The following is a 25241-nucleotide window of genomic DNA, read 5'->3' as shown; positions in this document are numbered from 1 at the left end:
AATGGAGGTCGGTCAGATTATGCCGAACTCCCCAGCAGAAGTGGCGGAGATGAAGGCGGTGAAGGCCTCAGGACTGACAGTGAGATGGACACCTGGAGTCTTGGTGTCGCCGATGAGGATGAGGTCGTGAGAGGTGAGAAAGTTGGTGGCTACCTGAACGCAGTCGCCTTCGCCCTGAGGGTCGCTGTAAGTCGACTTGAACCAGCGGGCGGTTGAGGGGTCAGGGGCCGAAGTGTGCGGGGTCATTCTGCGTGGTCCTCCGATGCTCTATGCAGCCACGCCATCGACTCATCGGGCGTAAGGGCCTCTGCTCGGAGCGTATCGTAGATCAGTGCCATATCGGTCACCTGGTGCGGTGCCTCGATGAGTTGACCGGACTTCACTCCTTCCAGATAGGCGACCCGAGGGGCGTCATCGAAGTGGAGCAGCGTGAGCGAGCCGCCCATCGCGCCGTGTGGTCGATCAATTGGCAGGATCTGCACCATGGCGTTCTTGCCCTGGGCGATGTTGATCACGTGCCTGATCTGCTCGCGGGTGACATCCGGGCAGCCGACGACACGGCGGATAGCAGCCTCGTCCAGGACGACCCACATGAACGGAGGCGCGGGGTTGTGGAGGATTTGCTGCCGAGCCTGACGTCGATTCCAGTGTGCTCGGATTTCCTCCTCGGACGCACGAGGTCGGCCTAGCCGTAGGAAGGCGCAGCCGTAGCTCTCAATTTGCCACAAACCTGGAATCGACAGGGAGTATTTCAGGTGAGTATTCGCGAGCGGTTCCAGTGTCATGTAGCGGCGTGACCAGTCCGGAAACGAGTCACTGCTCACGAGCGGGTAGAACCGGGTGAAGAACCCGCCGGCGGAGGGAAGCGCGGTGTCGAGGAGGGGCGGGAGGTCCGGTGGCGGAGTCCGGTGCGCAGCTTCGATGTTGGCCAGGTGTGACTTGCTGTAGCGGACTTGTTCGCCCAGATCGGCGATGGACATGCCTGCGCAGGATCGATGATGGCGGATCTCCGACCCGAAGTAGTGCCGGGGGGACTGGCCAGGGGTGAGGTCGCGAGGCTGCGCGGGCATCTGGGGGCCTCCGGATGTCTTCAAGAGGGGTGGGGACATGCCGCTTCTTCACAAGCCTAACCCCGAGGCGTGACGCTTGAACCACAAACGGTGACAGCCAAATCCGGCGAACGCCCCAGTGGAGCAGTAAATATGACGAATAATCAATCAGGAGAAAACCTTCTCCTCCAGCGGAGCTTTCCGCCCTGCCGGTGTCCCCGGTGCGGTGATTCCATCCCGGAGGCCGGCTTGGCCGACCACGTCATCGCCCCGGCGGCGCCGCCCGTGCGACGGGTGGCGCCGCCGGTCGAGCCCTACCGCCCCTCCGCCATCGGCGAGCGGGTCTTCGACGTCCGCTCCGGATGCTGGGCCGCCTTCATGGGGTGGCAGCACGGGAGCGCCTTCCTCCGGCCCCTCGGCGGGGGCATCGAGTGGGAATCCGAAGCGCGTTGGATCACGAACACCGAACTGTGAGATGCCCCATGAGCAGCATGATCGACAAGATCACGGCCGAGGACCGTCGCAGCGCGGCCGACATTCTCGACGACCTCCAGGCCGTCCTGCACGCCGCCGAGGTGAAACTCCCGTCCCTCGGCATCGACTGGCGCCTCGTCAAGGAAACCGGCGTCCTCCTGATCGACCTCGGCGCGGCCCGGCCGGACGTCATCGAGCGCCTGGTCGTCGTCCTCCGCAGGGGTATGCGACCGTAGCCGCCGCCGGTGCCATCGCCGTCGGGAGCTTCCTCCTCGCGGGCCTCGTCCTCCTGGCGATCCCCGCCACCATGTCCTCGACGGCCGACGCCCTGGTGTTCGCCCTCACCTTCCTCGCCGCCTCCACCGGTGGATTCTCCATCGCCGCAAGATGGTTGAGGGTGCACACCTAACAACGGTGCGGGCTTCGAGCGCCGCTCGAAGCCCGCACCGAACGTCGGACGCCTGGGGCCGCCTTTCACCTCATGGGACGACGGAATTCAGACGGGGCCGAACTCGCCGGACTTGATGCCGGAGATGAAGGACTCCCAGGCGTCCGTCCCGAAGGCGAGCTGCGGGCCGTCGGGGTCCTTGCTGTCGCGTACGGGGAGGACGGCCAGGAGGCCGGGAGCGACCTCGACGCACTGCCCGCCGCCGGTGCTGTACGAGGACTTCATCCAGGAGCGGGGCTTTACGGTCGTGGTGGGAATCATGGCGTGCAACTCCTTGCGGCCGTTGCGGAGATGGGCGAGCGAGTCCACGCGTGAGAGCGCCTGGACCTGCGACCCATCGTAAGTCCATTGCGAGTTCGAGCGCTGCTCGAAGCTCGCGCTCAACACCTTGACCGTTCAGGGGGGTTGGCGGATCCTCGGGGGCATGACTGTGCCTCCGCAGCCGTCGTATGCTCCTCGGTCGCGTCCCGGTGGGTCCCGGGCCAATGCTGTGGCGGTGTTGCTGCTCGCTGGCGCTGCCGTAGGCTCGCTGGCGCTGCCGTGGGCCTCTTACAGTGGGGAGAGCGGTGACCTGTCGTGGTCCGGCTTCGACCTGCTGAACAGCCCGCGGTGGGTGGGGGAGTTGACCGACGGCGCCGACATCTGGATGGGCGCCTTGCAGTGGCTCGGCCTGGTGCTGGTCGGCCTGTCCGTGCTGCGCCTGCTCGCGCGGGAAGTCCGGTTGGCGGGGCTGTCGTTGCTGCTGGCGGCCGGGGTGGCCGGGGCCGCCGTCGGCTCGCTGGTGCAGTTCCACAAGGTGCTCCAGGACGGTGGGGGCTTCGCCCCGTCCATGCAGGCGGGCCCGGTCGTCGCCGCGGTTGCCGCCGTCCTGTGCTTCCTGGTCGCCTGCTTCGGTCCCGCCACCCAGCGTCGCTGACCCGGGCCCGAGCCCGGGCCTGACCCGGCGATCGGTCACGCGCCCGGCGCGTCCTCCGCTGCGAGGAGGGCCAGCAGGCCGGGGAAGCGTTGCTCGATGTCGGTCCGGCGGAGGGTGGCCATCCGGCTGTTGCCCCGGTCGACCTGGCGGACGAGGCCGGCCTCGCGGAGGGTCCGGAAGTGGTGGGTGACCGTGGCCTTGCTGACCGGCAGCTCGAAGGAACTGCAGGTGCGGGCCCCGCCGTCGGGTCCGGCGGCCAGTTCCCGCACCACGCGGCGGCGTAGCGGGTCGGCCAGCGCGCTCAGCACCTTGCCGAGCTCGATCTCCTCCGGTGCGGGGTGTCCCTCGTCGTCGGGCATCGCGACCACCTCCAGGTACGGCTTGCATCGTACCTTGCTGCGGCCCTACCGTACGGGAGGTACGACGAACGTCATACCTGTGGATCGGAGACCCCTGTGGACCAGCCCTTCACCCTCGTCGGCACCGCCCGCCCCAAGCCCGAGCGCGCGGAGGACCTGCGCCGGCTCCTGCTCTCCTTCGTCGAGCCGACCCGTCGGGAACCCGGCTGCCTCGAGTACCACTTCCACGAGGACCGGGACGAGTCGGGCGTGTTCGTCTTCTACGAGGCCTGGCGCAGCCAGGAGGACCTCGACGCCCACCTCGCCCTCCCGCACCTCCAGGACTTCTGGGAACACCGAATGGACTACCTGGAGCGGGACTTGGAGATCCGCTACCTCACCATGCACAGCCCGTACGAGGAACGTTCCGCCCTCGCCCGATGAGCGGGGCGCCGCCGCTCGGCGGGGTCACGGCCCCGACCGCTCCTCAGACGCCGTTGAGGGCGTAGTTGCGGAAGGTCGCCAGCAGCGGCAGCACCTTGGTCTTGTTGGGGTCCTCCGTCACGGCCCGCATCGCGTCGATGACGGTGTGGGCGATGACCTTGGTGATGGTGAGGTCGTCGGCGGGGGTGAGGGTGCCCCAGGCCTTGAGGGTCTGGGTGAGCAGGGCGCTCATCCGGGCGCCGATGTTGGCGCTGACGGCGTCCGAGAGTTCGGCGATCTCCTCGTCGCTCATGCTGGAGCGCAGCCCGAAGGCCAGGGCCATCAGCGTGTCCATCGCGTGCTCGCCGTACGCGGCGACCAGCGCCGGCAGCGACCGCTCCCCGGCCGTGCCCGACGCTAGGGCGACCAGCGCCTCGTCGTCGTCCTTCCAGGCCGCCTCCAGGGCGGCCAAGGCCCGGAGGGCCTCGTCCATGCTCAGCCCGTCTGTCATGCGGGCAACGCTATTGAGCATCCGGTGCCCGGATCTGCAATTCGGGCACCAGGATCACTCCATCGGGCGAAGTCAGGGCCGTTCCGGCCGATGGACGTGTGCGAAGTGCTCCGCGTTCCAGCGGCCGCCCAGCTCGGGGGCCAGGGAGGCGGCGGCGAGGGCCGCGAAGTCCGCGGCCGTACCGGCCCGCTCGGGCAGGGCGCCGAGCAGCGGGGCGCCGGCCGAGCGGGGCAGGTCGGCGAGGTTGCAGCGTTCGGCGAGGCCGGGCTCGGCGGGCCAGGAGCCGATGACGACGCCGGCGAGCGGGAGTGCGCGGGCGGCCAGGGCCTCGGCCGTGAGCGAGACGATGTTGAGGGTGCCCAGGCCGGCGGAGACGATCAGCAGTACCTCGGCGTCCAGGCCCGCCGCCCGGACGGCCCGGGCCTGGTCGGCGAGCGTGCGGCCTTCGTCGTCGTAGCGGACGAGCAGGCCGCCCGCGCCCTCGACCAGCACCAGGTCGTGGGTGGCGGCGAGGTCGGTGACCTCGGCGACCACCTCGGTGGGGGAGAGGTAGGGCATCCCGGCCCGCCGGGCGGCGGTGTCGGGGGCCAGCGGCTCGGGGTAGCGCACCAGCTCACGGATCGTCAGTTCGCCTGCTAGCCGCCGTACTTCGGCGGCGTCGCCCGGCTCGCCCGGCGCGACGCCGGTCTGTCCGGGCTTGAGCACGGCGACCTTCCGGCCACCGCGCAGGGCGGCCGAGGCGAGGGCCGCGGTGGCGACGGTCTTGCCGACGTCCGTGTTGGTGCCGGTCACGAACAGGATGCGCGCGGTCATCCGGCCACCGCCGCGGCGGTCACGGCGGCAGCGATGCGTGCCACGTCCTCGTCCTCCGTCACATAGGGGGGCATGGTGTAGATCAGGTCCCGGAAGGGGCGCAGCCAGACGCCCGCCCGGGCGGCGGCCTCGGTGGCCGCCGGGACGTCCACCGGGTGGTCCAACTGCACGACGCCGATGGCCCCTTGGACCCGTACGTCGCGTACGCCCGGCACCTGGGCCGCCGCCGCGAGGCCGTCCCGCAGCCCGCCCTCGATGCGCTTGACCTCGACCGCCCAGTCCTGCCCGAGCAGCAGGTCCAGCGAGGCGTTGGCGGCCGCGCAGGCCAGCGGGTTGCCCATGAAGGTCGGGCCGTGGGCGAGGACGGGCATCTCGCCGCGGCTGATGCCGTCGGCGATCTCGCCGGTGCACAGGGCGGCGGCCAGCGTGAGGTAGCCGCCGGTGAGCGCCTTGCCGAGGCACATCACGTCCGGGGAGACACCCGCGTGGTCGGCGGCGAACAGGGCGCCGCTGCGGCCGAAGCCGGTGGCGATCTCGTCGAAGACCAGCAGGACGCCGTACCGGTCGCAGAGTTCGCGCAGCATCCGCAGGTAGGCGGGGGAGTGGAACTGCATGCCGCCCGCGCCCTGGACCACCGGTTCGACGATGACGGCGGCCAGCTCGTCGGCGTGACGGGCCATCAACTCCTCGAACTCCGCCGCGTATCCGGGGTCGAGCGGGGCGTCGAAGCCGGCCGGCGGCTGGGGGGCGAAGAGCTGCCCGGGCAGCACCCCGCCCCACAGGTGGTGCATCCCGCCGTCGGGGTCGCAGACCGACATGGGGTGGAAGGTGTCGCCGTGGTAGCCGCCGCGCCAGGTCAGCAGTCGGCGCTTCCCGGGCCGGCCGGTGGACTGCCAGTACTGGAGGCACATCTTCATCGCGACCTCGACCGCGACCGAGCCGGAGTCGGCGAGGAAGACGTGCTGGAGCGGCTCCGGGGTGATCTCGACCAGGCGGGCGGCCAGCCGGACGGCGGGCTCGTGGGTGAGCCCGCCGAACATCACATGGCTCATCCGCCCCAGCTGCTCGCGCACCGCCTCGTCCAGCACCGGGTGGCGGTAGCCGTGGATCGCCGCCCACCAGGAGGACATGCCGTCGACCAGTTCGCGCCGCCCGCCCGCGACGGGCTCCGCCAGGCGCAGGCGGACGCCCGCGGCGGATTCGACCACGTACGGGGTGGCCGTGCCGGGCATCGGCCCGTACGGGTGCCAGACGTGCGCCCGGTCGAGGGCGAGCAGCGTGTCCGCGGACAGCTGGGACATGGTGGGTCTCTCCGGAGGGTGCTGGAGGGTCGGGCGGGTCGGGCGGGTCAGGCGTTGGGCGCGAGTTCGGTGCCGGCGCCGCGGCGGCGGACCTTGACCAGGTCGTCGCGCAGCTCGCCGTTCGCGCTGTTCGCGCCGTCCGCGCCCTCCGAGGCCGGGGCCGGGGCCGGGGCCGAGGCGGTCCCGGCGAGGGGCGCGTGCTCGTGCCCGCCGCAGGGCCCGCAGCCGCCGCCGCTGCCGCAGGCCGAGGCCGCGGTGCCGCAACCGGAGCCGGTGGCAGCGGCGGCGGCCACGTCGGCGCGGTGGCGGGGCAGGGTGGCCTCGCCGGCGCCCTCGACCTCGAAGCCCGCGTCCTTGATCATGTCGAGGTCGGTCTGCCCGGCCTGGCCCTCGCTGGTCAGGTAGTCGCCGAGGAAGATCGAGTTGGCGATGTGCAGGCCGAGCGGCTGCATGGTGCGCAGGTGGACCTCGCGGCCGCCGGCGATCCGCACCTCGGTGTCGGGGTTGACGAAGCGGACCATCGCCAGGATGCGCAGGCAGCGCTGCGGGGTGAGGTTCCACTCCTTGGCGAGCGGGGTGCCCTCGAAGGGGATCAGGAAGTTGACCGGGACGGAGTCCGAGCCGAGCTCGCGCAGCGCGAACACCACGTCGACCAGGTCCTCGTCGGTCTCGCCCATGCCGGCGATCAGGCCGGAGCAGGCGGACAGGCCGGCGCCGTGCGCCTTCTGCACCGTGTCGACCCGGTCCGCGTAGGTGTGGGTCTTGGTGATGGCCCCGTAGGTGTTCTCGGAGGTGTTGAGGTTGTGGTTGTAGGCGTCGGCACCGGCCGCCTTGAGCCGCTCGGCCTGGTTGTCGGACAGCAGGCCGAGGCAGACGCAGATCTCGACCTCGGGGTCGGCGTCCTTGATGGCGGCCATGGTGTCGGTGACCCGGTCGATGTCACGGTCCGTCGGGCCGCGGCCGCTGGCGACCAGGCAGACCCGCTTGGCGCCGCCGGCCACCCCGGCGCGGGCGGCGTCGGCGGCCTGGTCCGGCTTGAGCCAGGTGTACTTGAGGATCTCGGCCTTGGACCCGAGCCGCTGCGAGCAGTAGGAGCAGTCCTCGGGGCAGAGCCCGCTCTTGAGGTTCACCAGGTAGTTGAGCTTGACCCGGCGGCCGAACCAGCGGCGGCGCACCTTGCCGGCCGCGGCGACCACGTCGAGCAGCTCGTCGTCGGTGGTGGCGAGGACGGCCAGGGCCTCCTCGCGGGTCGGGACTTCGCCGCGCAGGCCCTTGGCGGTGAGGGTATCGAGCAGATCCATGGGGCCGATCCTGCCTGCTGGCGCTCGAATGGCGCCAGAGCAAACCCACCAGAAGATCCCCGGAAGGATGTGCCGATTGCCACAGTGTCGAAGCTCACGGCGTCGGCGCTGGTCACGCGCTTGACGGCGGCGTCGGCGGACGGTTACCGGCGGGTAGGTCGGAGGCGGGGCGGGCGAAGATCGACAAGCGCCCGACCCAGTGACCAGGGCCACTCGGCGGATGCTTAGAATCTGCGCCATGACCACGCAGGGGGAGCGCACCCCGACTCCGGGAGAGGGCCAGGACGGCCGGGCAGGACAGCGGACCGGCGGGGGCGCCGGAGGGACCGGGGGTACCGCGGGCGCCACGGCGGCGGCCCGCAGGCGCGGCCCGCGGCTGACCGGCCGCCGGGCGGTCGGCTGGGTCGTCGTGATCGGTGTGGTCGTGGCCGGCGGCTGGGTCATCACCCGCCCCACGCCCGGCGACTACATACCCGGCCTGGGCCCGTCCAAGGCGGACTCCGCCCGCACGCCCCCCGTCGTCGGCTCCCCGCCGCCCACCACCGACCCCGAGGGCCTCAACGCCGACAACCTGTTCCCCACCCAGCGGACCGTCGACGCGATCGGCTACAAGGCCCGGCGCAACGGCATCCGGCAGGGCGAGAACTGCGGCGAGGTGCTCCAGGACCGCACCCAGGAGCTGCTCAAGGACAGCGGCTGCCAGGCCTATCTGACGGTCAGCTTCACCGGTGTCGACCGCCCGGTGCTCTCCAGCGTCACCCTGCTGCGCTTCGCCGACCCGTCCACCGCCGCCAAGGCCGCCGACGCCCTGCGCTCCAAGCCCGGCGCGGTCGCCTTCATCCTCGCCGACACCAACATCGCGCCCGCGCAGTCCGGCGGCGGCAAGCCCGGCAGCGAGGCCCGGATCGAGGCGGTCGGGCACTACGTGACCGTCGCCAGCTCCCGCCCGGCCGGCGCCACCGCCCCCGGCACTCCCGGTACCCCCGGCGCCACCGGCCCGACGCCGACCTCCACCGGCAGCGGCGAGCCGAACCTGGACGAGGCCACCCGCGCGCTGTCCTACGCGGCGGGGCAGCCGTTCGTCTGGATGTAGCGCGGCGGTGTGACGAACGGCCAGGGGCCCGGCACGCGGATCGCGTGCCGGGCCCCCGGCCGTTCAGGAGGCGGAGGTCAGCCGCCGAGCCGGTCCACCGCCGTCACCCGCACGACCGCCCGGCCCTCCTCGTCCGAGCCGTACAGGTCGACCTCGGCGCTGATGCCCCAGTCGTGGTCGCCCTCCGGGTCGTCGAAGATCTGCCGGACCTTCCAGGCGGAGTCCTCCTCCTCGATGATCAGCATCTTCGGGCCGCGCGCGTTCGGGCCGGTGCCCAGGTCGTCGTACTCGTCCCAGTACCCGTCCATGGCGTCCGCCCAGCGGTCCGCGTCCCAGCCGTACTCGCCGTCCAGCTCGCCGAGCGCGCCCCAGTGCTCCAGGGCGCACAGCTCCACCCGGCGGAACAGCTCGTTGCGCACCAGCACCCGGAACGCCCGGGCGTTCGCCGTCACCGGCGCCGGCTTGTCGTCCAGGGTGACCTCGGCGGTGGCCGCCTCGGTCGGGTTGGCCAGCTGCTCCCACTCGTCCAGCAGGCTGGAGTCGACCTGGCGGACCAGCTCGCCGAGCCAGGCGATGACGTCCTTGAGGTCGTCCGTCTTCACGTCCTCGGGGACGGTCTGCTCCAGCGCCTTGTACGCACCGGCCAGGTAGCGCAGCACGATGCCCTCGGTGCGGGCGAGTTCGTAGAAGCCGACGTAGTCCGAGAAGGTCATCGCCCGCTCGTACAGGTCGCGCACCACGGACTTCGGCTGGAGCTGGTGGTCGCCGATCCACGGGTGCGCCCGGCGGTACACCTCGTACGCGTGGGTGAGCAGCTCCTCCAGCGGCTTCGGGTAGGTGATCTCCTGGAGCCGCTCCATCCGCTCCTCGTACTCGATGCCGTCCCGCTTCATCTCGCCGACGGCCTCGCCGCGCGCCTTGTTCTGCTGGGCGGCGAGGATCTGGCGCGGGTCGTCGAGGGTCGCCTCGACCACCGAGATGACGTCCATCGCGTACGCGGGGGAGGTCGGGTCGAGCAGTTCGAAGGAGGCCAGCGCGAAGGTGGACAGCGGCTGGTTGAGCGCGAAGTTCTCCTGGAGGTCCAGGGTCAGGCGGACGATCCGGCCCTCCGCGTCCGGCTCCGGCAGGCGCTCGACCACGCCGCCCTCCAGCAGCGAGCGGTAGATCGCGATCGCGGTGCGGATGTGGCGGCGCTGGGCCGCCTTGTCCTCGTGGTTGTCGGTGAGCAGCTTGCGCATCGCCTCGAAGGCGTTGCCCGGGCGGCCGATCACCGACAGCAGCATCGCGTGGCTCACCTTGAACCGGGAGACCAGCGGCTCCGGGTCGGCGCCGATCAGCTTGTCGAAGGTCTCCTCGGTCCAGCCGACGAAGCCCTCGGGCGCCTTCTTCCGCACCACCTTGCGCTTCTTCTTCGGGTCGTCCCCGGCCTTGGCGATCGCCTTGTCGTTCTCGATCACGTGCTCCGGCGCCTGGGCCACGACCTGGCCCACGGTGTCGAAGCCGGCCCGGCCCGCGCGCCCGGCGATCTGGTGGAACTCGCGGGCGCGCAGGATGCGCACGCGCTGGCCGTCGTACTTGGACAGCGCGGTGAACAGCACCGTGCGGATCGGCACGTTGACGCCCACACCGAGCGTGTCCGTCCCGCAGATCACCTTCAACAGGCCTGCCTGGGCGAGGCGTTCGACCAGCCGGCGGTACTTCGGCAGCATGCCCGCGTGGTGCACGCCGATGCCGTGGCGGACGAAACGCGACAGGTTGCGGCCGAACTTGGTGGTGAAGCGGAAGCCGCCGATCAGGTCGGCGATGGCCTCCTTCTCCGCCTTCGAGCACATGTTGATGCTCATCAGCGACTGGGCCCGCTCCACCGCTTCCTTCTGGGTGAAGTGCACGACGTAGACCGGCGCCTGGCCGGTCTGCAGCAGCTCCTCCAGGGTGTCGTGCATGCTGGTGCGCCGGTACTCGTAGAACAGCGGCACCGGGCGGGTCGCGTTGCGCACCACCGTGGTCGGACGGCCCGTCCGGCGGGTCAGGTCCTCCTCGAAGCGGCGCACGTCGCCCAGCGTCGCCGACATCAGCAGGAACTGCGCCTGCGGCAGCTCCAGCAGCGGGATCTGCCAGGCCCAGCCGCGGTCCGGCTCGGCGTAGAAGTGGAACTCGTCCATGACGACCTGGCCGATGTCCGCCCGGGTACCGTCGCGCAGCGCGATCTGCGCCAGCACCTCGGCCGTGCAGCAGATGATCGGCGCGGTCGGGTTGACGCTCGCGTCACCCGTCATCATGCCGACCTGCTCGGTGCCGAACATCTTCACCAGGTCGAAGAACTTCTCCGACACCAGCGCCTTGATCGGGGCCGTGTAGAAGGTCCGCTGCCCCTCCGCCAGCGCCGCGAAGTGCGCACCCGCCGCCACCAGGCTCTTTCCCGAGCCGGTCGGCGTCGCCAGGATGACGTTGTTCCCGGAGACCAGCTCGATCAGCGCCTCCTCCTGCGCCGGGTACAGCGTGATCCCGCGCTCCTCCGCCCAGGCCGCGAAGGTCTCGTACAGCGCATCGGGAGTGGCGGGCTTCGGCATCAGATCAAGGAGGGTCACCGGGCTATCTTGCCTGCTGGCCGCCACCCCCGGCAAAGCCCGGGATCACTCGACGGGAACGGTGGGGGCGGTGGCGGCGAGCCGAGGGGTGTTGGTGCACCTGTACGAGCCCGCGGCGGCCCGCGCGATCTTCAGCGCGACATCGGCGTACGTCTGCCGGATCCTGGCACGGGGCGAGGTGGAGACCCAGGGCTCGCCGTCGACGGAGACCTGCACGTACGCCGGGGCGGCGTCGCCCTTACGAAGCTCCGCCGGCAGCTGGTAACCGTCGCACCGGAGGTACAACCGCACCTGGGGAGACTTGTCACCGCCCGCGTCGGCCACCCAGCCGACTGCGTCGGGGCCGAAGTCCAGTGGCACGGTGCGACCGGCCTCCCCGGTGTCCCTCTGCCGGTCGGCGTCGATCCCGTCGTACGCGGGAGAGACGGTTGCCGACAGAAGGCTGTCGGCCGTCGTGTGCTGCCCGGCCCACCAGACTTCGCACTTGCCGTACCGGTCGCCGTTGACCGGGTCCGACGGGGTTGCCATCCGGTCCTGGTGGGCGCCCTCGTAGCCACGGCCGTCCGGGCCCGCGAGCACCCTGAGCTCGTCCTTGGTCACCAGGTCCCAACAGGCGCTCTGCGGCAGGTCCACCTCCTGCCACGGTTTCCAAGCCCACAGCCCGCCGCCCACAGCCGCCGCCACCGCGAGGGCGACGGCGGCGTGCCAGGGGCGGGCCCGGGACCGGCGCCGGGGGGAGTCGTCCGGGGACGGCGGGACGATGTGGGCGACGTCAACCATGTCTCAACGCTCTCGGTCGTGGCCTGGGGTGCGGCGTCCGGGGGCCTAGTTCTTCTTAGGGAAGGCGGTGCCGAAGGAGTCCCTGCCGCTGCCGTAGCCGGTGTTCTCCTCTTGCGCGGCCCGGCGGGCCACGTCGTTGATGTAGTTCGGGTCGGCGCCCGTTGTGCGGCCGGCGTCGCGCACCGCGTTGACGATCGCCTGCTGGGCGTTGGCCTCGGCCTGCTGCTTGGCATCCACGGCCTCGTCGCTCGCGGCATTGTGGGTGTCCACCTTGTACCCGGCGGCGACGTTGTCCATGATCTGGTTGGCCACGTTGTCGATGCCCTCGCCGATCAGGGGTGCCCGCTCCTTCAAGGCGTCGCCGGCGAACGACCAGAGCTGGCCGGCGAGCTCCCGCTTGGTGTCGATGGCGGCGTTGTACGCGGCATCACTGGCGGCGTGCTTGGTGTATACCTCGTCGACCATGGCGCTCGTGATGAGGCCGTTGACCTGACCTGCCGGCTTGGCGATGTTCTCGACCGCCACGGCCAGGTCCTTGTGCAGCTCGGGGTGGGCCAGCACGTCCTGGATCTGGGCCGTGGTGTAGGCCTGCTGCCCGGCAGCGATCGAGGCATAGGCGTCCGGGTCCCGGCCGAGTGTGCCGAGGAGGCGCTCGACCTCGCCCGTCCTGAACAGGTGGGAGGCGGAGCCCGGTCCTTCCAGGGCGCCCTGGATGTCGCCGATGTAGTTGGCGGTCATGTTGCCGAGGCTGCCGTTGAGGTTCGAGAACAGTCCGCCGTGGAGGAGGTCCGGACCGTCTCCGGTGCCGAACCTGGTCACGACCTGTTGCATGACGGCGTTCATGTCGCTGGTGTGCGGAGGGAACTTGCCGTGCACGTCGTCGTACGCGCGGCCCGTGGTCGCAGCCTCCAGGGCGTGCCCCAGGGAGGTGACATCGAAGGGTTCGGCGGTGCCCGGGTTCGGCCGGGGCGGGTACTGCTGGTCGAGCAGGAGTGACCGGGAGCCGTTGTCGGTGAGCATCTTGAGGTAGGTGTTCTCGCCGCCGTGGCTCTTGACCGTGCCGTCGGGGTTGTACGTCGTCGGAGTGTCATGGAAGAACTTGGTAGCCGCCTCCGGGCTGTGTCCGAGAGCGTCCAGGACGGCGGACATCGGGTTGATGCCCCGAATGTTGCCGTCCTTGTCGGGTACGCCGATGAACTTGAGCTCGGTGAAAGGGTACGAGGCCTTCGTCGCGGCGTCCCAGCGCATCGGGTTCTCGTTGGTCAACTGGGTGACGTGCGCGGCGACCGGGTCGAGGAAGTGCGCGTCGTACTTCCCGCTGCGCAGCAGATTGGCCATGATCTGGTAGCCGTACGGGCTGTGCGCGGGGTCGGCGCCGGGCGGGACGGGTATCTGCTTGGCGCCCGCGGCCCGGAACCTGGTCTCCCAGTCGTCCGAGACGTGCGGCAGGTTCTTGGTGTCGGTCGCGGTGGCCAGGGTGAGGCCGAGGTCCTGCTGGATGCCCTTGATCGCGGCGGAGCGGGCCGGGCTGTTGGCGTAGTCCCCGCTCTGTGCCATGGCGCCGTACTTGGCCATGAAGGTCGCCGGGTCCTGGTTTCCGTAGAAGGACGTGGCGAACCGTGGGTCGTTGTTGTGGTGGTCCAGGATGCTCTGGAGGTGCTTGAGTTCGGCGTCGCTGGCCTTGTTGCCGAGGCTGAGGATGTAGGTGGCCGCCTTGGCTTCCTCCTCCGGTATGCCGCCGACCGGGTTGGCATTGAAGGTGGTGCCGTCGCTGCCGGTGTCGTCGCCCAGGGCTCTGGCGGCGTCGAGGTCGGCCTCGGTGGCGCGGTCGATCGCGTCGCCGATGGCCTTGGCCGCGGAATCGGCCTTGGCCTTCCAGCTCTTGCCGTACTCCGGGTCCCGCTTGTCCACCTCGGTCGTGGGCGCGGGCCAGCTCACCCCGCCCTCGGCGCTGACGGTGAGACCGGCGGTGGTGGCGTTGTGCACCGCGTTGGTGAGGTCCTGCTTGGCGGCCGTGATCTCGGCGTGGGCGTCCCGAAGGGTCTTGGCCAGTGCCGAGGCCTCCTCGAAGGCGGCGTGGATCTGGTCGCGGGCCCAGGTGAGTTTGGCGTTGGCGAGGCCGGCGGCGTCACCGTGCCAGCCGGATTGGGTGACGGTCCCGATGACCTCGTTCTGCATCCGCCGGGTGAGGTCCCACGTGCGGACCAGGGTCTCGAAGTCGCCGGCGGCGGCGTCGAGGCTGGTGAGGTCGACCTGTTGGAGCTGGCTGAATGTCACCATGATGGTGTTGCTTTCCCCCGCTTGCGCTGTGGCTAGTTCTGGGCCTGCGGCTTGGCGAAACTGGCGTGGATGTCGCTCTCGGTCTTGTCGTACGTCTGAGCGGTGGTCTGCAGGTTCGTGCCGATGTCGCCCAGCGCACCCTTCAGGGAGTCGGCCTGGCTCGACCACGTCCCCCATGAACCGGTGAGCGCGCCGCCGAGGGACCACCCTTTCAGCGCGCCGGCCGCGGCGGTGACGTGGTCGCCGGGTTGGGTGCACTCGGACTTGACGGAGTCCCGTAGCGCGAAGGCGTTCTGGGCGGCCTGGTGAAGCACTCCGGTGTTGACCGTCACGGCTGCGCCGCCGCCTGCCGGGTTCAGGGAGACGGGGGCGGCGTTGCCGCCTGCCAGGTCCGGAAACTGCTTCTTGGCTTCTTCGGTCAGATTGCCCTTGTCGTCGAAGAGCCAAGGATTCATTCGACGCTCGAACTCGAGGTCTGTCACGTGCCCACCCCCCAGGTGCAGATCGGCATGGAGCGTACCCGAAAGTTTTGCCGTTCCGGTGGGAGGTGTCGAAAGTAGGAGCTGATGCGGGGCGCCCAAGGAAACGAATAGTGTTCCTCTGATTGACAGCAGATGAACAGGGAGTGGACGGCGACAAGAAAACCCGGCTGAGCTGTGCCGAGTCGCACATTGCCCCGCTCTCGCCGCCCGTGCCAGAGTGCCGGGCATGGCCCACCCCCTCGCCTTCCAGCCCCGCCCCGCCGCCGGGCCCGCCCCCGCACACGTCTTCGACTGGCTCGACGAGGCCGCCGCACTGCGCGCCGACGCCGGACTGACCCGCACGCTGCGCAGCCGGCGCGCCGAGGACGCGGTCCTGGACCTCGCGGGCAACGACTACCTCGGGCTGACCAGGCACCCGGCGGTGACCGGCGCCGCGGCGGAGGCGGCGCTGCGGTGGGGCGGGGGGTCGACCGGATCCCGGCTGGTCACCGGGACGACCGCGCTGCACACCGAACTGGAGCGGGAACTCGCCGAGTTCTGCGGCGTCGAGGCCGCGCTGGTGTTCTCCTCCGGGTACACGGCCAACCTCGCCGCACTGACCGCGCTGACCGACCCGGACACGCTGATCGTCTCCGACGCCTACAACCACGCCTCCCTGATCGACGGCTGCCGGCTGGCCCGCGCCGACGTCCACCGCGCCCCGCACAGCGACCCGGCCGCGGTGGCCGAGGTGCTGGCCGGGCGGCAGCAGCGGCGGGCCCTCGTGGTCAGCGACTCGGTGTTCTCGGTGGACGGCGACGCGGCGCCGCTGCGCGCACTCTCCGAGGCCGCCCGGGCCGGCGGGGCCGCGCTGCTGGTGGACGACGCCCACGGGCTGGGCGTGCTCGGCCCCGGCGGGCGCGGCGCACTGGCCGCTGCCGGGCTGGCCGGGCAGCCGGACACCGTCGCCACCGTCACCCTGTCGAAGTCGCTCGGCTCCCAGGGCGGCGCCGTCCTCGGCCCGCGCCGGGTCGTCCGGCACCTGACCGAGACGGCCCGCACCTTCATCTTCGACACCGGCCTCGCCCCGGCCGCCGCCGGCGCCGCCCTCGCCGCGCTGCGCCTGCTGCGCGCCGAACCGCAGCGCGCCGACCGCGCCCGCGAGGTCGCCCGCACGCTCTCCGCCCGCCTCACCGCCGCCGGCCTGCACGCCTGCGAACCCGACGCGGCCGTGGTCTCGGTCCGCGCCCCGGGCCCGGAGGCCGCCGTCGCCTGGGCCGCCGACTGCCTCCGCGCGGGCCTCGCCGTGGGCTGCTTCCGCCCCCCGTCCGTCCCGGACGGCATCTCCCGCCTCCGCCTGACCGCCCGCGGGGACCTCACGGACCAGCAGATCGCCGACGCCGTCCGCACCATCGCCGACCTGGCCCCGGCGGGCGCCCGGAGGGCGTAGATGGCCGAGTCGCTGGTCTGGGACGACGTGGCGAACATGTTCGACCCGAGCGACGGGGGGACGCTGCCGGACGTGATGGTGGACAGCACCACGGAGGCCGACTGGCAGCTGCTGCTCGACCTCGTCCGGGAACGGGGCTGGGCGTACGAGTACGACGAGGGCGACACCGTCCGGCCGCTTCCGGCGGCCGCGGCGGTGCTGGCGCGCCCGGACGACGCGGAGTGCCCGAGCCTGGTGGTGCGGCCGACCGCGGAGGTGTGCGCGATCTTCCGGTTCTACGCCGCCGAGGCGATCGACTTCGACGTCTCGCTCCTGGAGCTCCAGGGGCAGGAGCGCCTGGACGTCCTCTGCGCCTTCCTGACCGCGATCGGGCAGCGGCTGGGCAAGCCGGTGGTGATGTACGCCGAGGGTGGCTACCCGAACTGCCCGATGATCGGGTACGACCCCGAGGCCGACCGGGTCGTCCTGCTGCGCGCGGAGCACGTGGATGGCTGAGCCGCTGCGCTGGGCGGACCACGCCGGGTGGCTGCTCGACCCGGCCGCCGACGGCTGGCTGCCCGGCGAGGGCATCGCGGACACCACAGCGGCGGACTGGCAGGCGCTGCTGGACCTGGTGGTGGAGCGGGGCTGGGAGCGAGTGTTCTTCGTGGGTTGCTTCGAGACGGCGCTGCCACGGGCCGAGGAGGTGCTGTCCTGGCCTCCGGGCGGGGCCGCGCGGCCGGTGCTGAGCGTGCGGCCGGGCCCCGGGGTGGGGGCGGTGTTCCGGTTCGGCGGTGCGGAGCGGATCGACCTGGACGTCGACGTCGCGCAACTCCGCGACCAGGAAGGGCTGGACGTGCTGTGCGGCTTCCTGGCCGCGGTCGGGCGGCGGCTGGGCAGATCGGTACCGACGTACGCGGCGGGCACCGGCCCGTTCCTCGGGTACGACCGGGCGGCCGACCAGGTCCTGGTGCGCTGACCCCGGGACCGCGCCCTACGGCTGCCCGAGCACCAGCAGGGCCTCCGCGCCGGCCGGGCGGTAGCCGGCGGCCTGGAAGGCGCGGACGCTGGGGGCGTTGCCGGGGGCCTGCTGGGCCCAGACGACCTCGCCCTCCGGCAGCAGGTGGCGGGCGGCGGTGGCGAGGGCGCGGCCGAGGCCCCGGCCCTGGGCGTGCGGGTCGACCTCGACGGCGGACTCCCAGCGGCCGGCCACGCCCCGGCCCAGGATGAGCACGCCGCCGTCGGCCTCGTACACCCGGACGTCCTCGCGGTAGCGCAACGCCCGGACCACGCGCGGGTGTTCGCGGTCCTCGACCGGGCGGAGCGGCAGCGGCGGACCGCCCGGGAGGCGGTCGGCGACGGAGAGCAGGTCGATGTTGTTGACGGTCCGTCCGGTGCGCTCGGCGAAGGCGGTGAGGAAGGGCGGGCAGAGCGGTGCGGACAGCGGGTCGCCCGGGGCGGCGGCGAGCGCGGCGCGCACCCGGTCCGGGTCCTGGTCGGTGAACACCACGGCGTGCGCGGCGAAGGCGATCACCCCGGCCTCGCGCGGCGAGGGCTGCGGCACCACCGTCACCGAGCCGTCCGGCGGCGGGAACACCCCGCCCGCCGCGTCCGCCAGGATCTCCGCCAGCCCCCGCGTCCCCATCACGCATCCCGTCCCGTCGTGGTCGATGATCGTCAGCCCCGTCAGCCTAGTCGCGCCGCCAGACCAACAGGTAGCGCCAGAAGAGCAGTTGCCGCAGCGCGTACCCCGGCAGCTCCCGGGCGGCGTACGCCCGCACCTCGGCGAGCGTGGTCCGCGGCCACATCACCGGGGCCGGGACGACCGCGGGCGGGGCGCCGCGTTCGCGCAGGTGGACGGCGAGGCGGCAGAGCGCGTTCACCGGGACGGCGGCCAGGCTGACCAGCCGGTCCCGGACGGTGGCCTCGCGGTAGCAGCCGAGCACCACCAGGACCCCGCCGGGCGCGAGCGCCTCGCGCAGCCGGGCCAGGGTGTCCAGCGGGAGGTGGTGGAGGCTGGCCAGGCAGGAGATGACGTCGTAGTGGCCGGGCGGCAGGTGGAGTTCGGCGAGGTCGCTCCGCCGGTAGTGGATGCCGGCGGGCCCGCCGGCGGCGCGGGCGGCCGCCAGTACGGCCTCGTCCCGGTCGACGGCGTCCACCTCCAGGCCCCGGCGGGCGAGCGCCCGGGCGAAGCGGCCGGTGCCGCAGCCGACGTCCAGGGCGCGGCGGGCGCCGGGTGGCACGCGGCGCAGCAGTGGCCGGTGGTAGTGGTCGTTGTGGTCGAAGGGCATCCGGTCAGACTAGACGGGCCCGTGACGGCCCCTGGGCGTGTCAGGCCGGCTTCCTGCGGGCCCGGCTCGGCTGCACCCGGGGCGGTTCGCCGGCGGCCTTGGGGTGGTCGGGCGGGTAGGGGAGTTCGCCGAGGCCCTCGTCGTGCAGCTGCTTGTCGTAGAGCTCCAGCAGGGCTTCCAGCCGGTACGCGTGGTCCGCCATCTCCGCGTTGGGGTCGCCGAGTTCGGCGAAGCGGGCGGGGACGGTCCGCAGGTCGAAGTCCTCGGGGGAGGCGTCGTCGAGTTCGTCCCAGTGCAGCGGGGCGGAGGCGGTGGCGCGGGGGCGGGCGCGCAGCGAGTAGGCGGAGGCGATGGTGCGGTCACGGGCCATCTGGTTGTAGTCGACGAAGATGCGTTCGCCGCGTTCCTCCTTCCACCAGGCGGTGGTGACCTTTCCGGGCATCCGCTGTTCCAGCACCCGGCCGAGGGCGATCACGGCGTGCCGCCCGTCGGTGAAGGTCCACTCGGGCACCAGCGGGACGTAGACGTGCAGGCCGCGCCCGCCGGAGGACTTGGGCCAGCCGCGCAGCCCGTGCTCCGCCAGCAGGGCGCGCAGTTCGTGGGCGGCGCGGACGGCGTCGTGGAAGTCGGTGCCGGGCTGCGGGTCGAGGTCGATGCGCAGTTCGTCGATGTGGTCGGTGTCGCCGCGCCGGACCGGCCAGGGGTGGAAGGTGAGGCAGCCCAGGTTGGCGGCCCACAGCACGGCGGCCGGTTCGGTGGGGCAGATCTCGTCGGCGGAGCGGCCGCTGGGGAACTCGATCCGGGCGGTGGGCAGCCAGTCCGGCAGGCCCTTGGGGGCGCGTTTCTGGTAGAAGAACTCGCCGTCGACCCCGTCGGGGAAGCGCTGGAGGGTGGTGGGCCGGTCGCGCAGCCCGTGCAGCACCCCGTCGGCGACGGCCAGGTAGTACTGGGCGACGTCCAACTTGGTGAAGCCGCGCTCGGGGTAGTACACCTTGTCCGGATTGGACAGCCGGACGGTGCGCCCGGCGACTTCCAGTTCGACGGCTGTGCCCATGCCTCTCACGCTAAGGGCGCCGTGCCCGGCGCGCGCCCCGGGGCGAACCGCGCCAGGCTGGGACGCATGGACCTGCCCGTGATGCCGCCGGTGGCCCCGATGCTCGCCAAGTCGGTGGCGGGGATCCCGCCGGGGATGCAGTACGAGGCCAAGTGGGACGGCTTCCGCAGCATCGTGTTCCGCGACGGCGACGAGGTGGAGCTGGGCAGCCGCACCGGCAAGCCGCTGACCAGGTACTTCCCCGAGCTGGTGGAGGCCTTCCGGCGGGAGCTGCCGCCGCGCTGCGTGCTGGACGGCGAGGTGGTGATCGCCCGGGACGGGCGGCTGCGCTTCGAGGAGCTGCTGGAGCGGATCCACCCGGCGGCGAGCCGGGTGAAGCTGCTCGCCGAGCGGACGCCCGCCTCCTTCGTGGCCTTCGACCTGCTCGCCCTCGGCGACGATTCGCTGCTGGACGAGCCGCTGTCGGTGCGCCGCCCGGCCCTGGAGGCGGCGCTCGCCGGGGCCGCCGACCCGGTGTTCACCGCCCCGGCCTCGACCGATGCCGAGCTGGCGCGGACCTGGTTCGCCGAGTACGAGGGCGCCGGGTTGGACGGCGTGGTGGCCAAGCCGCTGGACCAGCCGTACCGGCCGGGCGAGCGGACCATGTACAAGATCAAGCACGAGCGCACCGCCGACTGCGTGGTGGCCGGCTACCGCGAGCACAAGAGCGGCCCGGTGGTCGGCTCGCTGCTGCTGGGCATCCACGACGACGCGGGCCGGTTGCAGCACGTCGGCGTGTGCGCCGCCTTCTCCATGGCGCGCCGGCGCGAACTGGTCGAGGAGCTGGCCCCGCTGAGGATCGACGACCTCGCCCAACACCCTTGGGGCGCCTGGGCGGAGGAGTCCGCGCACGCGGAGGGCCGGCTGCCGGGGGCGGTCAGCCGCTGGACCGGCGGCAAGGACCTGTCCTGGATCGCGCTGCGCCCCGAGCGGGTGGTCGAGGTGGCCTACGACCACATGGAGGGCAGCCGCTTCCGGCACACCGCCCAGTTCCGCCGCTGGCGGCCGGACCGCACGCCGGAGAGCTGCACCTACGCGCAGTTGGAGGAGCCGGTCTCGTACGACCTCGGCAAGGTCCTGGAAATCTGACGGTCGGTCAGGAGTACGGAAGGCCCGACCCGTTCGCGCCGGGTCGGGCCTCCTGCTCTGTCCGCGCGCTGCGGTCAGGCCCGCACGGTGGTGGGGGCGTTGCCCGGGAGCGAGGGCGCGCCGCTGCCGGAGCTGCCGGCCGAGGGGGAGCCGGACACCGGGCCGGACGCGCCGCCCGAGGCCGGGGCCGACGGTGCGGCGGTCTCCGCCGGGAGCGCGTAGACGTTGTTCGGCGAGATGATCTTGGTGATCGCGTTCGCGAACAGCGTGGACGGCTCCTGGCCCTGGGAGATCACATCGGTGTTGAGCAGCAGCACCAGGGTGGCCTGGGCCTCCGGCATGTACACCGCGACGCTCTCGTAACCGGGCATCGAGCCGTTGTGCCCGATCCAGCCGTTGTTGTCGAACAGCCCGAAGCCGTAGGTGACGCCGGGGTCGCCGGTGGGCAGGGTCTTCAACCGCTCGGTCTGGCTGGCCGGGCTGATGATGGCGCCGGTGGCCATGGTCTTGGCCCAGCTCTCCAGGTCGGCGAGCTGGGTGATGACGGCCCCGGCCGTCCAGGCCCAGGACGGGTTCCAGTTGGTGGCGTCCTGGATGTCCCCGTTGGGCGTCTGGTCGGTGTAGCCGTGGGCGTGCGGGTCGGGGAGCGTCCCGTCGGTGGGGAAGCTCGTCTTGGCCAGCGAGGCGGGCGTGAACACCTGGGCCTGGAGGAAGTCGCCCGCGCTCTGCCCGCCGACCTTCTCGATCAGCTTGCCCAGGATGATGTAGTTGCTGTTGTTGTACTGGAACCGCTGGCCGGGCGGGAACACGGCGGGGTGCTTGTAGCCGTAGGCGAGCAGCTGGTCCGGGGTGAACACGTGGTTCGGGTCGCCGATCAGGGTGTTCACGAAGTCCGGGTCGGAGCTGTACGGGAACAGGCCGCTGCGCATCTCGCCGAGCTGGCGCACGGTGATCCCGTCGCCGCCGGGGACGCCGTCCACGTACTTGGAGATCGGGTCGTCCAGCGCCACCTTGCCCTGGTCCACCAGGCGCAGCACGGCGGTCGCGGTGAAGGTCTTGCTCTCGCTGCCGATGCGGCTGAACAGCCCGGGGTCCATCGGCGTGTTGGCGGTCTTGTCGGAGACGCCGAAGGACTTCTGGTACGTGCCGCCCGGCGTGATGATCCCGACCGAGATGCCGGGCACCGCGTTCTGCTTGAGCACGGACTGGATCGCGGCGTCCAGCTTGGCGCCGACGGCCGGGGTCAGCTGCACCACCGCGTTCGAGGAGGCGCTCCCCGAGGGGGAGTTGCCGGGGGACGGGCTGAGCGCGGCCGGTTCGGCGGTGACCGCAGGCTCGGCGGCCTGCCGGGCGGGCGTCGACTCTCCGGAGCAGGCGGTGGCGGCCAGCAGGCCGGCCAGTGCGAGGGCGGCTCCTGCGGCCAGCCGGGCGGAGCGGGGAGCGGCCGGGCGGGGCCGTCGGGTGTTGGTCATGGAGTGGGGCGCCTCTCTGCGGCGAAGGGCCCCGGAGCGCTGCTCCACGGGGCCGTGGGGGAGCGTCGCCACCGTAAGCACCGCCCTCGAACACCCGCGCGCCGGTGGCGGCCGGGCTGGCCCGAACGGACCCAACCCCACCCGACTGGCCCGCTCCCACTGGCGGATCGTTGTCAAGTACCCCGCCGGTACGGCCGGTTGGTGTCGTCGCGGGTGCCGCGCGCTCGGCCGGACGGGTGAGCACCGGCACGCCGCACCCGCCCCCGGGCCCAGCTCGGGCACGATCGTTTAGCCCAGCTGTGGCCGCCCTTAAGAATTCCTCGATGGACCGCACCCCCTCCCACCAGGCAGATTTCTGCTTGCCGGAGCGTGCCCGTCAGGAGCGGCCGAACCGAGCCACCGGCCTGCCCGACCCTCGAAGGCCGTCCCCGATCAGCACGTCAGGAGCCGTCTCCCGTGAAGGCACTCGTCAAGCAGCATGCCGAGCCCGGCCTCTGGATGATCGACGTCCCGAAGCCCGAGATCGGCCCGGGCGAGGTGCTGATCAAGGTGCTGCGCACCGGCATCTGCGGCACCGACCTGCACATCCGCAAGTGGGACGGCTGGGCGCAGCAGACGATCAAGACCCCGCTGGTGCTCGGCCACGAGTTCGTCGGCGAGGTCGCCGAGCTCGGCGCCGGCGTCGCGGACATCGCGATCGGCGACCTGGTCAGCGGTGAGGGCCACCTGGTCTGCGGCAAGTGCCGCAACTGCCTGGCCGGCCGCCGCCACCTGTGCCGCAACACCGTCGGCCTGGGCGTGAACCGGGACGGCGCCTTCGCCGAGTACGTGGCGCTGCCCGCCTCCAACGTCTGGGTGCACCGGGTGCCGGTGGACCTCGACGTGGCCGCGATCTTCGACCCCTTCGGCAACGCCGTGCACACCGCGCTGTCCTTCCCGCTGGTCGGCGAGGACGTGCTGGTCACCGGCGCCGGCCCGATCGGCATCATGGCGGCCGCCGTCGCCAAGCACGCCGGCGCCCGCAACGTGATGATCACCGACGTCTCCCCGTACCGCCTCGACCTGGCCCGCCGGGTCGGCGTGACGCTGGCGCTCAACGTCGCCGAGCACACCATCGAGGAGGGCCAGCAGAAGCTGGGCCTGCGCGAGGGCTTCGACGTCGGCCTGGAGATGTCCGGCCGCCCCGAGGCGATGCAGTCGATGATCGCCAACATGACCCACGGCGGCAAGATCGCCATGCTGGGCCTGCCGGCCGAGGCCTTCCCGGTGGACTGGGCCTCGATCGTCACCTCGATGATCACCATCAAGGGCATCTACGGCCGCGAGATGTTCGAGACCTGGTACGCGATGTCGGTGCTGCTGGAGGGCGGCCTGGACCTCAGCCCGGTGATCACCGGCCGCTACGCCGCCACCGAGTTCGAGGCCGCCTTCGACGACGCCGCGAGCGGCAACTGCGGCAAGATCATCCTCGACTGGACCGCCTGAGCACCGCCTGAGCACCGTCTGAGTCCTGCCCGAGCCCTGCCCGAGCCCGCCGATCCGCCGCCCCGCCGCTACGACTAGGAGTCTGCCCGTGTTCGACAACGTGCGCGCCGACATCGCCACCACCCTCGACGAGATCCGCGAGGCCGGCCTGTTCAAGCCGGAGCGGGTGATCGGCAGCCCGCAGAGCGCCGAGGTCACCGTCACCTCCGGCGGCCGCCCCGGCGAGGTGCTCAACTTCTGCGCCAACAACTACCTCGGCCTGGCCGACCACCCCGAGGTGCTCGCCGCGGCCAAGGACGCGCTGGACCGCTGGGGCTACGGCATGGCCTCGGTGCGCTTCATCTGCGGCACCCAGGACGTGCACAAGGAGCTGGAGGAGCGCCTCTCGGCCTTCCTCGGCCAGGAGGACACCATCCTCTACTCCTCGTGCTTCGACGCCAACGGCGGCGTCTTCGAGACCCTGCTGGACGACCGCGACGCCGTCATCTCCGACGCGCTCAACCACGCCAGCATCATCGACGGCATCCGGCTCAGCAAGGCCCGCCGCCACCGCTACGCCAACCGCGACCTGGCCGACCTGGAGCAGCAGCTCAAGGAGACCCAGGACGCCCGCCGCCGCCTGATCGTCACCGACGGCGTCTTCTCGATGGACGGCTACGTCGCCCCGCTGCGCGAGATCTGCGACCTGGCCGACCGCTACGACGCCATGGTCATGGTCGACGACTCGCACGCCGTCGGCTTCGTCGGCGCCGGCGGCCGCGGGACCCCCGAACTGCACGGCGTGATGGACCGGGTGGACATCATCACCGGCACCCTGGGCAAGGCGCTCGGCGGCGCCTCCGGCGGCTACGTCGCCGCCCGCCGGGAGATCGTCGCCCTGCTGCGCCAGCGCTCCCGCCCGTACCTGTTCTCCAACTCGCTGGCCCCGGTGATCGCGGCCGCCTCGTTGAAGGTGCTCGACCTGGTCGAGCAGTCCAACGAGCTGCGCGAGCGGCTGGCGGCCAACACCGCGCTGTTCCGCTCGAAGATGACCGAGGCCGGGTTCGAGATCCTGCCGGGCGACCACCCGATCGCCCCGGTGATGATCGGCGACGCGGCGAAGGCCGGCCGCCTGGCCGAACTCCTGCTGGAGCGCGGCGTGTACGTGATCGGCTTCTCGTACCCGGTGGTCCCGCACGGCGCCGCCCGGATCCGGGTGCAGCTCTCCGCGGCCCACTCCACCGAGGACGTCGAGCGCGCCGTCGCCGCCTTCGTGGACGCCCGCGCCGCGCTGGAGGGCTGACCCCCGCGCGGGGCCCGATCCCGACGAAGGGCCCGACCCCCACGAGGGGTTGAGTCCCACGAGGGGTGAGCCCCACGAGGGGTGGGCCCCACAAGCCGCCCGCGGGGCCGAGCCGCTCGGAACCGGCCCGTCCCCGCGGGCTCACCACCGCGCTGCGGTGGTGGTGAATCGATTCGCCACCGCCGCGCGGCCCGAAGACCAACTGCCCCACCCTCCCGCCTCGGGGGGGGGGGGGGGGGGGGGCCCCCGGGCCCCCCCCCCCCCCCCCCGGGGGCCCCCCCCCCCCCCGAACCGCGGGCGCAAGACAACAAAACACAACAAAAA

At 71.9% G+C, this 25241-nt stretch carries 27 protein-coding genes; 11 read left to right on the top strand and 16 right to left on the bottom strand.

The features are described from left to right. Positions 1–12: 12 nt before the first annotated feature. Together ACFXOZ_RS19880 and ACFXOZ_RS19875 are read right to left on the bottom strand one after the other, a co-directional pair. Positions 13–246 carry a DUF397 domain-containing protein gene (locus ACFXOZ_RS19880; RefSeq protein ID WP_380591734.1) on the bottom strand — a complete coding sequence of 78 codons (234 nt, stop codon included), beginning with the start codon at positions 244–246 and terminating at the stop codon, positions 13–15. After that, positions 243–1070 (bottom strand): helix-turn-helix domain-containing protein, encoded by an 828-nt coding sequence (locus ACFXOZ_RS19875; protein ID WP_380591732.1) that lies wholly within the window; start codon positions 1068–1070, stop codon positions 243–245. Before ACFXOZ_RS19875 ends, ACFXOZ_RS19880 begins: the two co-directional genes overlap by 4 nt. A 228-nt stretch (positions 1071–1298) precedes the next feature. On the opposite strand from ACFXOZ_RS19875, the gene ACFXOZ_RS19870 reads away from it, so the two are divergent. Both ACFXOZ_RS19870 and ACFXOZ_RS19865 read left to right on the top strand, forming a co-directional pair. Continuing rightward, a complete protein-coding gene (locus tag ACFXOZ_RS19870) occupies positions 1299–1523 on the top strand; it encodes a hypothetical protein (protein WP_380591730.1) in 225 nt (74 codons plus the stop codon). 8 nt (positions 1524–1531) lie between these two features. Further along, positions 1532–1759: a hypothetical protein gene (locus ACFXOZ_RS19865; protein WP_375886410.1), complete on the top strand. Its 228-nt coding sequence runs from the start codon at positions 1532–1534 to the stop codon at positions 1757–1759. Between the two features lie 260 nt (positions 1760–2019). Here the strand turns inward: ACFXOZ_RS19865 and ACFXOZ_RS19860 are convergent, their stop codons facing one another. Next, entirely contained in the window at positions 2020–2232 is a 213-nt protein-coding gene (locus tag ACFXOZ_RS19860) for a DUF397 domain-containing protein (protein WP_380591728.1), read from the bottom strand. A 235-nt stretch (positions 2233–2467) separates the two neighbouring features. On the opposite strand from ACFXOZ_RS19860, the gene ACFXOZ_RS19855 reads away from it, so the two are divergent. After that, positions 2468–2887 (top strand): hypothetical protein, encoded by a 420-nt coding sequence (locus tag ACFXOZ_RS19855; RefSeq protein WP_380591726.1) that lies wholly within the window; start codon positions 2468–2470, stop codon positions 2885–2887. Positions 2888–2922: 35 nt separating this feature from the next. Here ACFXOZ_RS19855 and ACFXOZ_RS19850 read toward each other — a convergent pair whose 3' ends face one another. Further along, positions 2923–3246 carry an ArsR/SmtB family transcription factor gene (locus tag ACFXOZ_RS19850; RefSeq protein WP_380524453.1) on the bottom strand — a complete coding sequence of 108 codons (324 nt, stop codon included), beginning with the start codon at positions 3244–3246 and terminating at the stop codon, positions 2923–2925. 96 nt (positions 3247–3342) lie between these two features. Between ACFXOZ_RS19850 and ACFXOZ_RS19845 the strand changes: the two genes are divergently transcribed. After that, positions 3343–3669, top strand: coding sequence for a putative quinol monooxygenase (locus ACFXOZ_RS19845; protein ID WP_380591724.1), 327 nt, complete (start codon positions 3343–3345; stop codon positions 3667–3669). 43 nt (positions 3670–3712) lie between these two features. On the opposite strand, the gene ACFXOZ_RS19840 is transcribed toward ACFXOZ_RS19845, so the two are convergent. The 4 genes from ACFXOZ_RS19840 to bioB form a co-directional block, all read right to left on the bottom strand. Further along, complete coding sequence (locus ACFXOZ_RS19840; protein WP_380591722.1) at positions 3713–4159, bottom strand: hypothetical protein; 447 nt, start codon at positions 4157–4159, stop codon at positions 3713–3715. 72 nt (positions 4160–4231) lie between these two features. Next, complete coding sequence (gene bioD / locus ACFXOZ_RS19835) at positions 4232–4972, bottom strand: dethiobiotin synthase (RefSeq protein WP_380591720.1); 741 nt, start codon at positions 4970–4972, stop codon at positions 4232–4234. Beyond that, positions 4969–6273, bottom strand: coding sequence for an adenosylmethionine--8-amino-7-oxononanoate transaminase (locus ACFXOZ_RS19830; RefSeq protein ID WP_380591718.1), 1305 nt, complete (start codon positions 6271–6273; stop codon positions 4969–4971). The genes bioD and ACFXOZ_RS19830 overlap by 4 nt, the downstream gene beginning before the upstream one ends. Before the next feature lie 47 nt (positions 6274–6320). Further along, complete coding sequence (gene bioB, locus ACFXOZ_RS19825) at positions 6321–7574, bottom strand: biotin synthase BioB (protein WP_380591716.1); 1254 nt, start codon at positions 7572–7574, stop codon at positions 6321–6323. Between the two features lie 238 nt (positions 7575–7812). Here bioB and ACFXOZ_RS19820 point away from each other — a divergent pair, with 238 nt between their 5' ends. Then, positions 7813–8667 carry a hypothetical protein gene (locus ACFXOZ_RS19820; RefSeq protein WP_380591714.1) on the top strand — a complete coding sequence of 285 codons (855 nt, stop codon included), beginning with the start codon at positions 7813–7815 and terminating at the stop codon, positions 8665–8667. A gap of 77 nt (positions 8668–8744) precedes the next feature. Here the strand turns inward: ACFXOZ_RS19820 and ACFXOZ_RS19815 are convergent, their stop codons facing one another. The 4 genes from ACFXOZ_RS19815 to ACFXOZ_RS19800 all read right to left on the bottom strand — a co-directional run bounded on the left by ACFXOZ_RS19815 (position 8745) and on the right by ACFXOZ_RS19800 (position 14797). Beyond that, a complete protein-coding gene (locus ACFXOZ_RS19815; protein WP_375886633.1) occupies positions 8745–11237 on the bottom strand; it encodes a DEAD/DEAH box helicase in 2493 nt (830 codons plus the stop codon). 63 nt (positions 11238–11300) lie between these two features. Continuing rightward, positions 11301–12035: a hypothetical protein gene (locus tag ACFXOZ_RS19810; RefSeq protein WP_380524447.1), complete on the bottom strand. Its 735-nt coding sequence runs from the start codon at positions 12033–12035 to the stop codon at positions 11301–11303. 45 nt (positions 12036–12080) lie between these two features. After that, positions 12081–14315 carry a hypothetical protein gene (locus tag ACFXOZ_RS19805; protein WP_380524446.1) on the bottom strand — a complete coding sequence of 745 codons (2235 nt, stop codon included), beginning with the start codon at positions 14313–14315 and terminating at the stop codon, positions 12081–12083. A gap of 32 nt (positions 14316–14347) precedes the next feature. Next, complete coding sequence (locus tag ACFXOZ_RS19800; protein ID WP_380591712.1) at positions 14348–14797, bottom strand: hypothetical protein; 450 nt, start codon at positions 14795–14797, stop codon at positions 14348–14350. A gap of 226 nt (positions 14798–15023) precedes the next feature. On the opposite strand from ACFXOZ_RS19800, the gene ACFXOZ_RS19795 reads away from it, so the two are divergent. The 3 genes from ACFXOZ_RS19795 to ACFXOZ_RS19785 are packed head-to-tail and all read left to right on the top strand — an operon-like array spanning position 15024 to position 17184. Continuing rightward, the gene (locus tag ACFXOZ_RS19795) at positions 15024–16226 is read left to right on the top strand and encodes an 8-amino-7-oxononanoate synthase (RefSeq protein WP_380591710.1); all 1203 of its coding nucleotides are present in this window, start codon (positions 15024–15026) and stop codon (positions 16224–16226) included. Further along, positions 16227–16721 (top strand): hypothetical protein, encoded by a 495-nt coding sequence (locus tag ACFXOZ_RS19790; protein WP_380591708.1) that lies wholly within the window; start codon positions 16227–16229, stop codon positions 16719–16721. Next, entirely contained in the window at positions 16714–17184 is a 471-nt protein-coding gene (locus ACFXOZ_RS19785) for a hypothetical protein (protein ID WP_380591706.1), read from the top strand. Before ACFXOZ_RS19790 ends, ACFXOZ_RS19785 begins: the two co-directional genes overlap by 8 nt. 15 nt (positions 17185–17199) lie before the next feature. Here the strand turns inward: ACFXOZ_RS19785 and ACFXOZ_RS19780 are convergent, their stop codons facing one another. From ACFXOZ_RS19780 to ligD, 3 genes are read right to left on the bottom strand one after another with little or no spacing between them, the layout of a single operon-like run. Next, positions 17200–17850 (bottom strand): GNAT family N-acetyltransferase, encoded by a 651-nt coding sequence (locus ACFXOZ_RS19780; protein WP_380591704.1) that lies wholly within the window; start codon positions 17848–17850, stop codon positions 17200–17202. A 46-nt stretch (positions 17851–17896) separates the two neighbouring features. Further along, positions 17897–18496, bottom strand: coding sequence for a class I SAM-dependent methyltransferase (locus ACFXOZ_RS19775; protein WP_380591702.1), 600 nt, complete (start codon positions 18494–18496; stop codon positions 17897–17899). Positions 18497–18536: 40 nt separating this feature from the next. Then, positions 18537–19550: a non-homologous end-joining DNA ligase gene (ligD, locus tag ACFXOZ_RS19770; RefSeq protein WP_380524439.1), complete on the bottom strand. Its 1014-nt coding sequence runs from the start codon at positions 19548–19550 to the stop codon at positions 18537–18539. Between the two features lie 66 nt (positions 19551–19616). On the opposite strand from ligD, the gene ACFXOZ_RS19765 reads away from it, so the two are divergent. After that, a complete protein-coding gene (locus ACFXOZ_RS19765) occupies positions 19617–20678 on the top strand; it encodes an ATP-dependent DNA ligase (protein ID WP_380591700.1) in 1062 nt (353 codons plus the stop codon). A 74-nt stretch (positions 20679–20752) separates the two neighbouring features. Here ACFXOZ_RS19765 and ACFXOZ_RS19760 read toward each other — a convergent pair whose 3' ends face one another. After that, complete coding sequence (locus ACFXOZ_RS19760; protein ID WP_380591698.1) at positions 20753–22150, bottom strand: serine hydrolase domain-containing protein; 1398 nt, start codon at positions 22148–22150, stop codon at positions 20753–20755. A 456-nt stretch (positions 22151–22606) separates the two neighbouring features. On the opposite strand from ACFXOZ_RS19760, the gene tdh reads away from it, so the two are divergent. After that, the gene (gene tdh, locus ACFXOZ_RS19755; RefSeq protein ID WP_380409431.1) at positions 22607–23635 is read left to right on the top strand and encodes an L-threonine 3-dehydrogenase; all 1029 of its coding nucleotides are present in this window, start codon (positions 22607–22609) and stop codon (positions 23633–23635) included. Between the two features lie 88 nt (positions 23636–23723). Next, a complete protein-coding gene (locus ACFXOZ_RS19750) occupies positions 23724–24917 on the top strand; it encodes a glycine C-acetyltransferase (RefSeq protein WP_375886472.1) in 1194 nt (397 codons plus the stop codon). Positions 24918–25241: the final 324 nt, after the last annotated feature.

Origin of the sequence: Kitasatospora sp. NPDC059160, from assembly GCF_042755465.1 — a bacterium.
Lineage (GTDB): Bacteria > Actinomycetota > Actinomycetes > Streptomycetales > Streptomycetaceae > Kitasatospora.
The sequence above is the reverse complement of the archived record's forward strand: the minus strand, read 5'-3'. Positions and strand labels throughout refer to the sequence as shown.

Coding starts and splice junctions, on each gene's coding strand:
- ACFXOZ_RS19880 (WP_380591734.1), bottom strand. CDS start 246: ATGACCCCGCACACTTCGGCCCCTGACCCCTCAACCGCCCGCTGGTTC.
- ACFXOZ_RS19875 (WP_380591732.1), bottom strand. CDS start 1,070: ATGCCCGCGCAGCCTCGCGACCTCACCCCTGGCCAGTCCCCCCGGCAC.
- ACFXOZ_RS19865 (WP_375886410.1), top strand. CDS start 1,532: ATGAGCAGCATGATCGACAAGATCACGGCCGAGGACCGTCGCAGCGCG.
- ACFXOZ_RS19860 (WP_380591728.1), bottom strand. CDS start 2,232: ATGATTCCCACCACGACCGTAAAGCCCCGCTCCTGGATGAAGTCCTCG.
- ACFXOZ_RS19850 (WP_380524453.1), bottom strand. CDS start 3,246: ATGCCCGACGACGAGGGACACCCCGCACCGGAGGAGATCGAGCTCGGC.
- ACFXOZ_RS19840 (WP_380591722.1), bottom strand. CDS start 4,159: ATGACAGACGGGCTGAGCATGGACGAGGCCCTCCGGGCCTTGGCCGCC.
- bioD (WP_380591720.1), bottom strand. CDS start 4,972: ATGACCGCGCGCATCCTGTTCGTGACCGGCACCAACACGGACGTCGGC.
- ACFXOZ_RS19830 (WP_380591718.1), bottom strand. CDS start 6,273: ATGTCCCAGCTGTCCGCGGACACGCTGCTCGCCCTCGACCGGGCGCAC.
- bioB (WP_380591716.1), bottom strand. CDS start 7,574: ATGGATCTGCTCGATACCCTCACCGCCAAGGGCCTGCGCGGCGAAGTC.
- ACFXOZ_RS19820 (WP_380591714.1), top strand. CDS start 7,813: ATGACCACGCAGGGGGAGCGCACCCCGACTCCGGGAGAGGGCCAGGAC.
- ACFXOZ_RS19815 (WP_375886633.1), bottom strand. CDS start 11,237: ATGCCGAAGCCCGCCACTCCCGATGCGCTGTACGAGACCTTCGCGGCC.
- ACFXOZ_RS19810 (WP_380524447.1), bottom strand. CDS start 12,035: ATGGTTGACGTCGCCCACATCGTCCCGCCGTCCCCGGACGACTCCCCC.
- ACFXOZ_RS19805 (WP_380524446.1), bottom strand. CDS start 14,315: ATGGTGACATTCAGCCAGCTCCAACAGGTCGACCTCACCAGCCTCGAC.
- ACFXOZ_RS19795 (WP_380591710.1), top strand. CDS start 15,024: ATGGCCCACCCCCTCGCCTTCCAGCCCCGCCCCGCCGCCGGGCCCGCC.
- ACFXOZ_RS19790 (WP_380591708.1), top strand. CDS start 16,227: ATGGCCGAGTCGCTGGTCTGGGACGACGTGGCGAACATGTTCGACCCG.
- ACFXOZ_RS19785 (WP_380591706.1), top strand. CDS start 16,714: ATGGCTGAGCCGCTGCGCTGGGCGGACCACGCCGGGTGGCTGCTCGAC.
- ACFXOZ_RS19780 (WP_380591704.1), bottom strand. CDS start 17,850: ATGGGGACGCGGGGGCTGGCGGAGATCCTGGCGGACGCGGCGGGCGGG.
- ACFXOZ_RS19775 (WP_380591702.1), bottom strand. CDS start 18,496: ATGCCCTTCGACCACAACGACCACTACCACCGGCCACTGCTGCGCCGC.
- ligD (WP_380524439.1), bottom strand. CDS start 19,550: ATGGGCACAGCCGTCGAACTGGAAGTCGCCGGGCGCACCGTCCGGCTG.
- ACFXOZ_RS19765 (WP_380591700.1), top strand. CDS start 19,617: ATGGACCTGCCCGTGATGCCGCCGGTGGCCCCGATGCTCGCCAAGTCG.
- ACFXOZ_RS19760 (WP_380591698.1), bottom strand. CDS start 22,150: ATGACCAACACCCGACGGCCCCGCCCGGCCGCTCCCCGCTCCGCCCGG.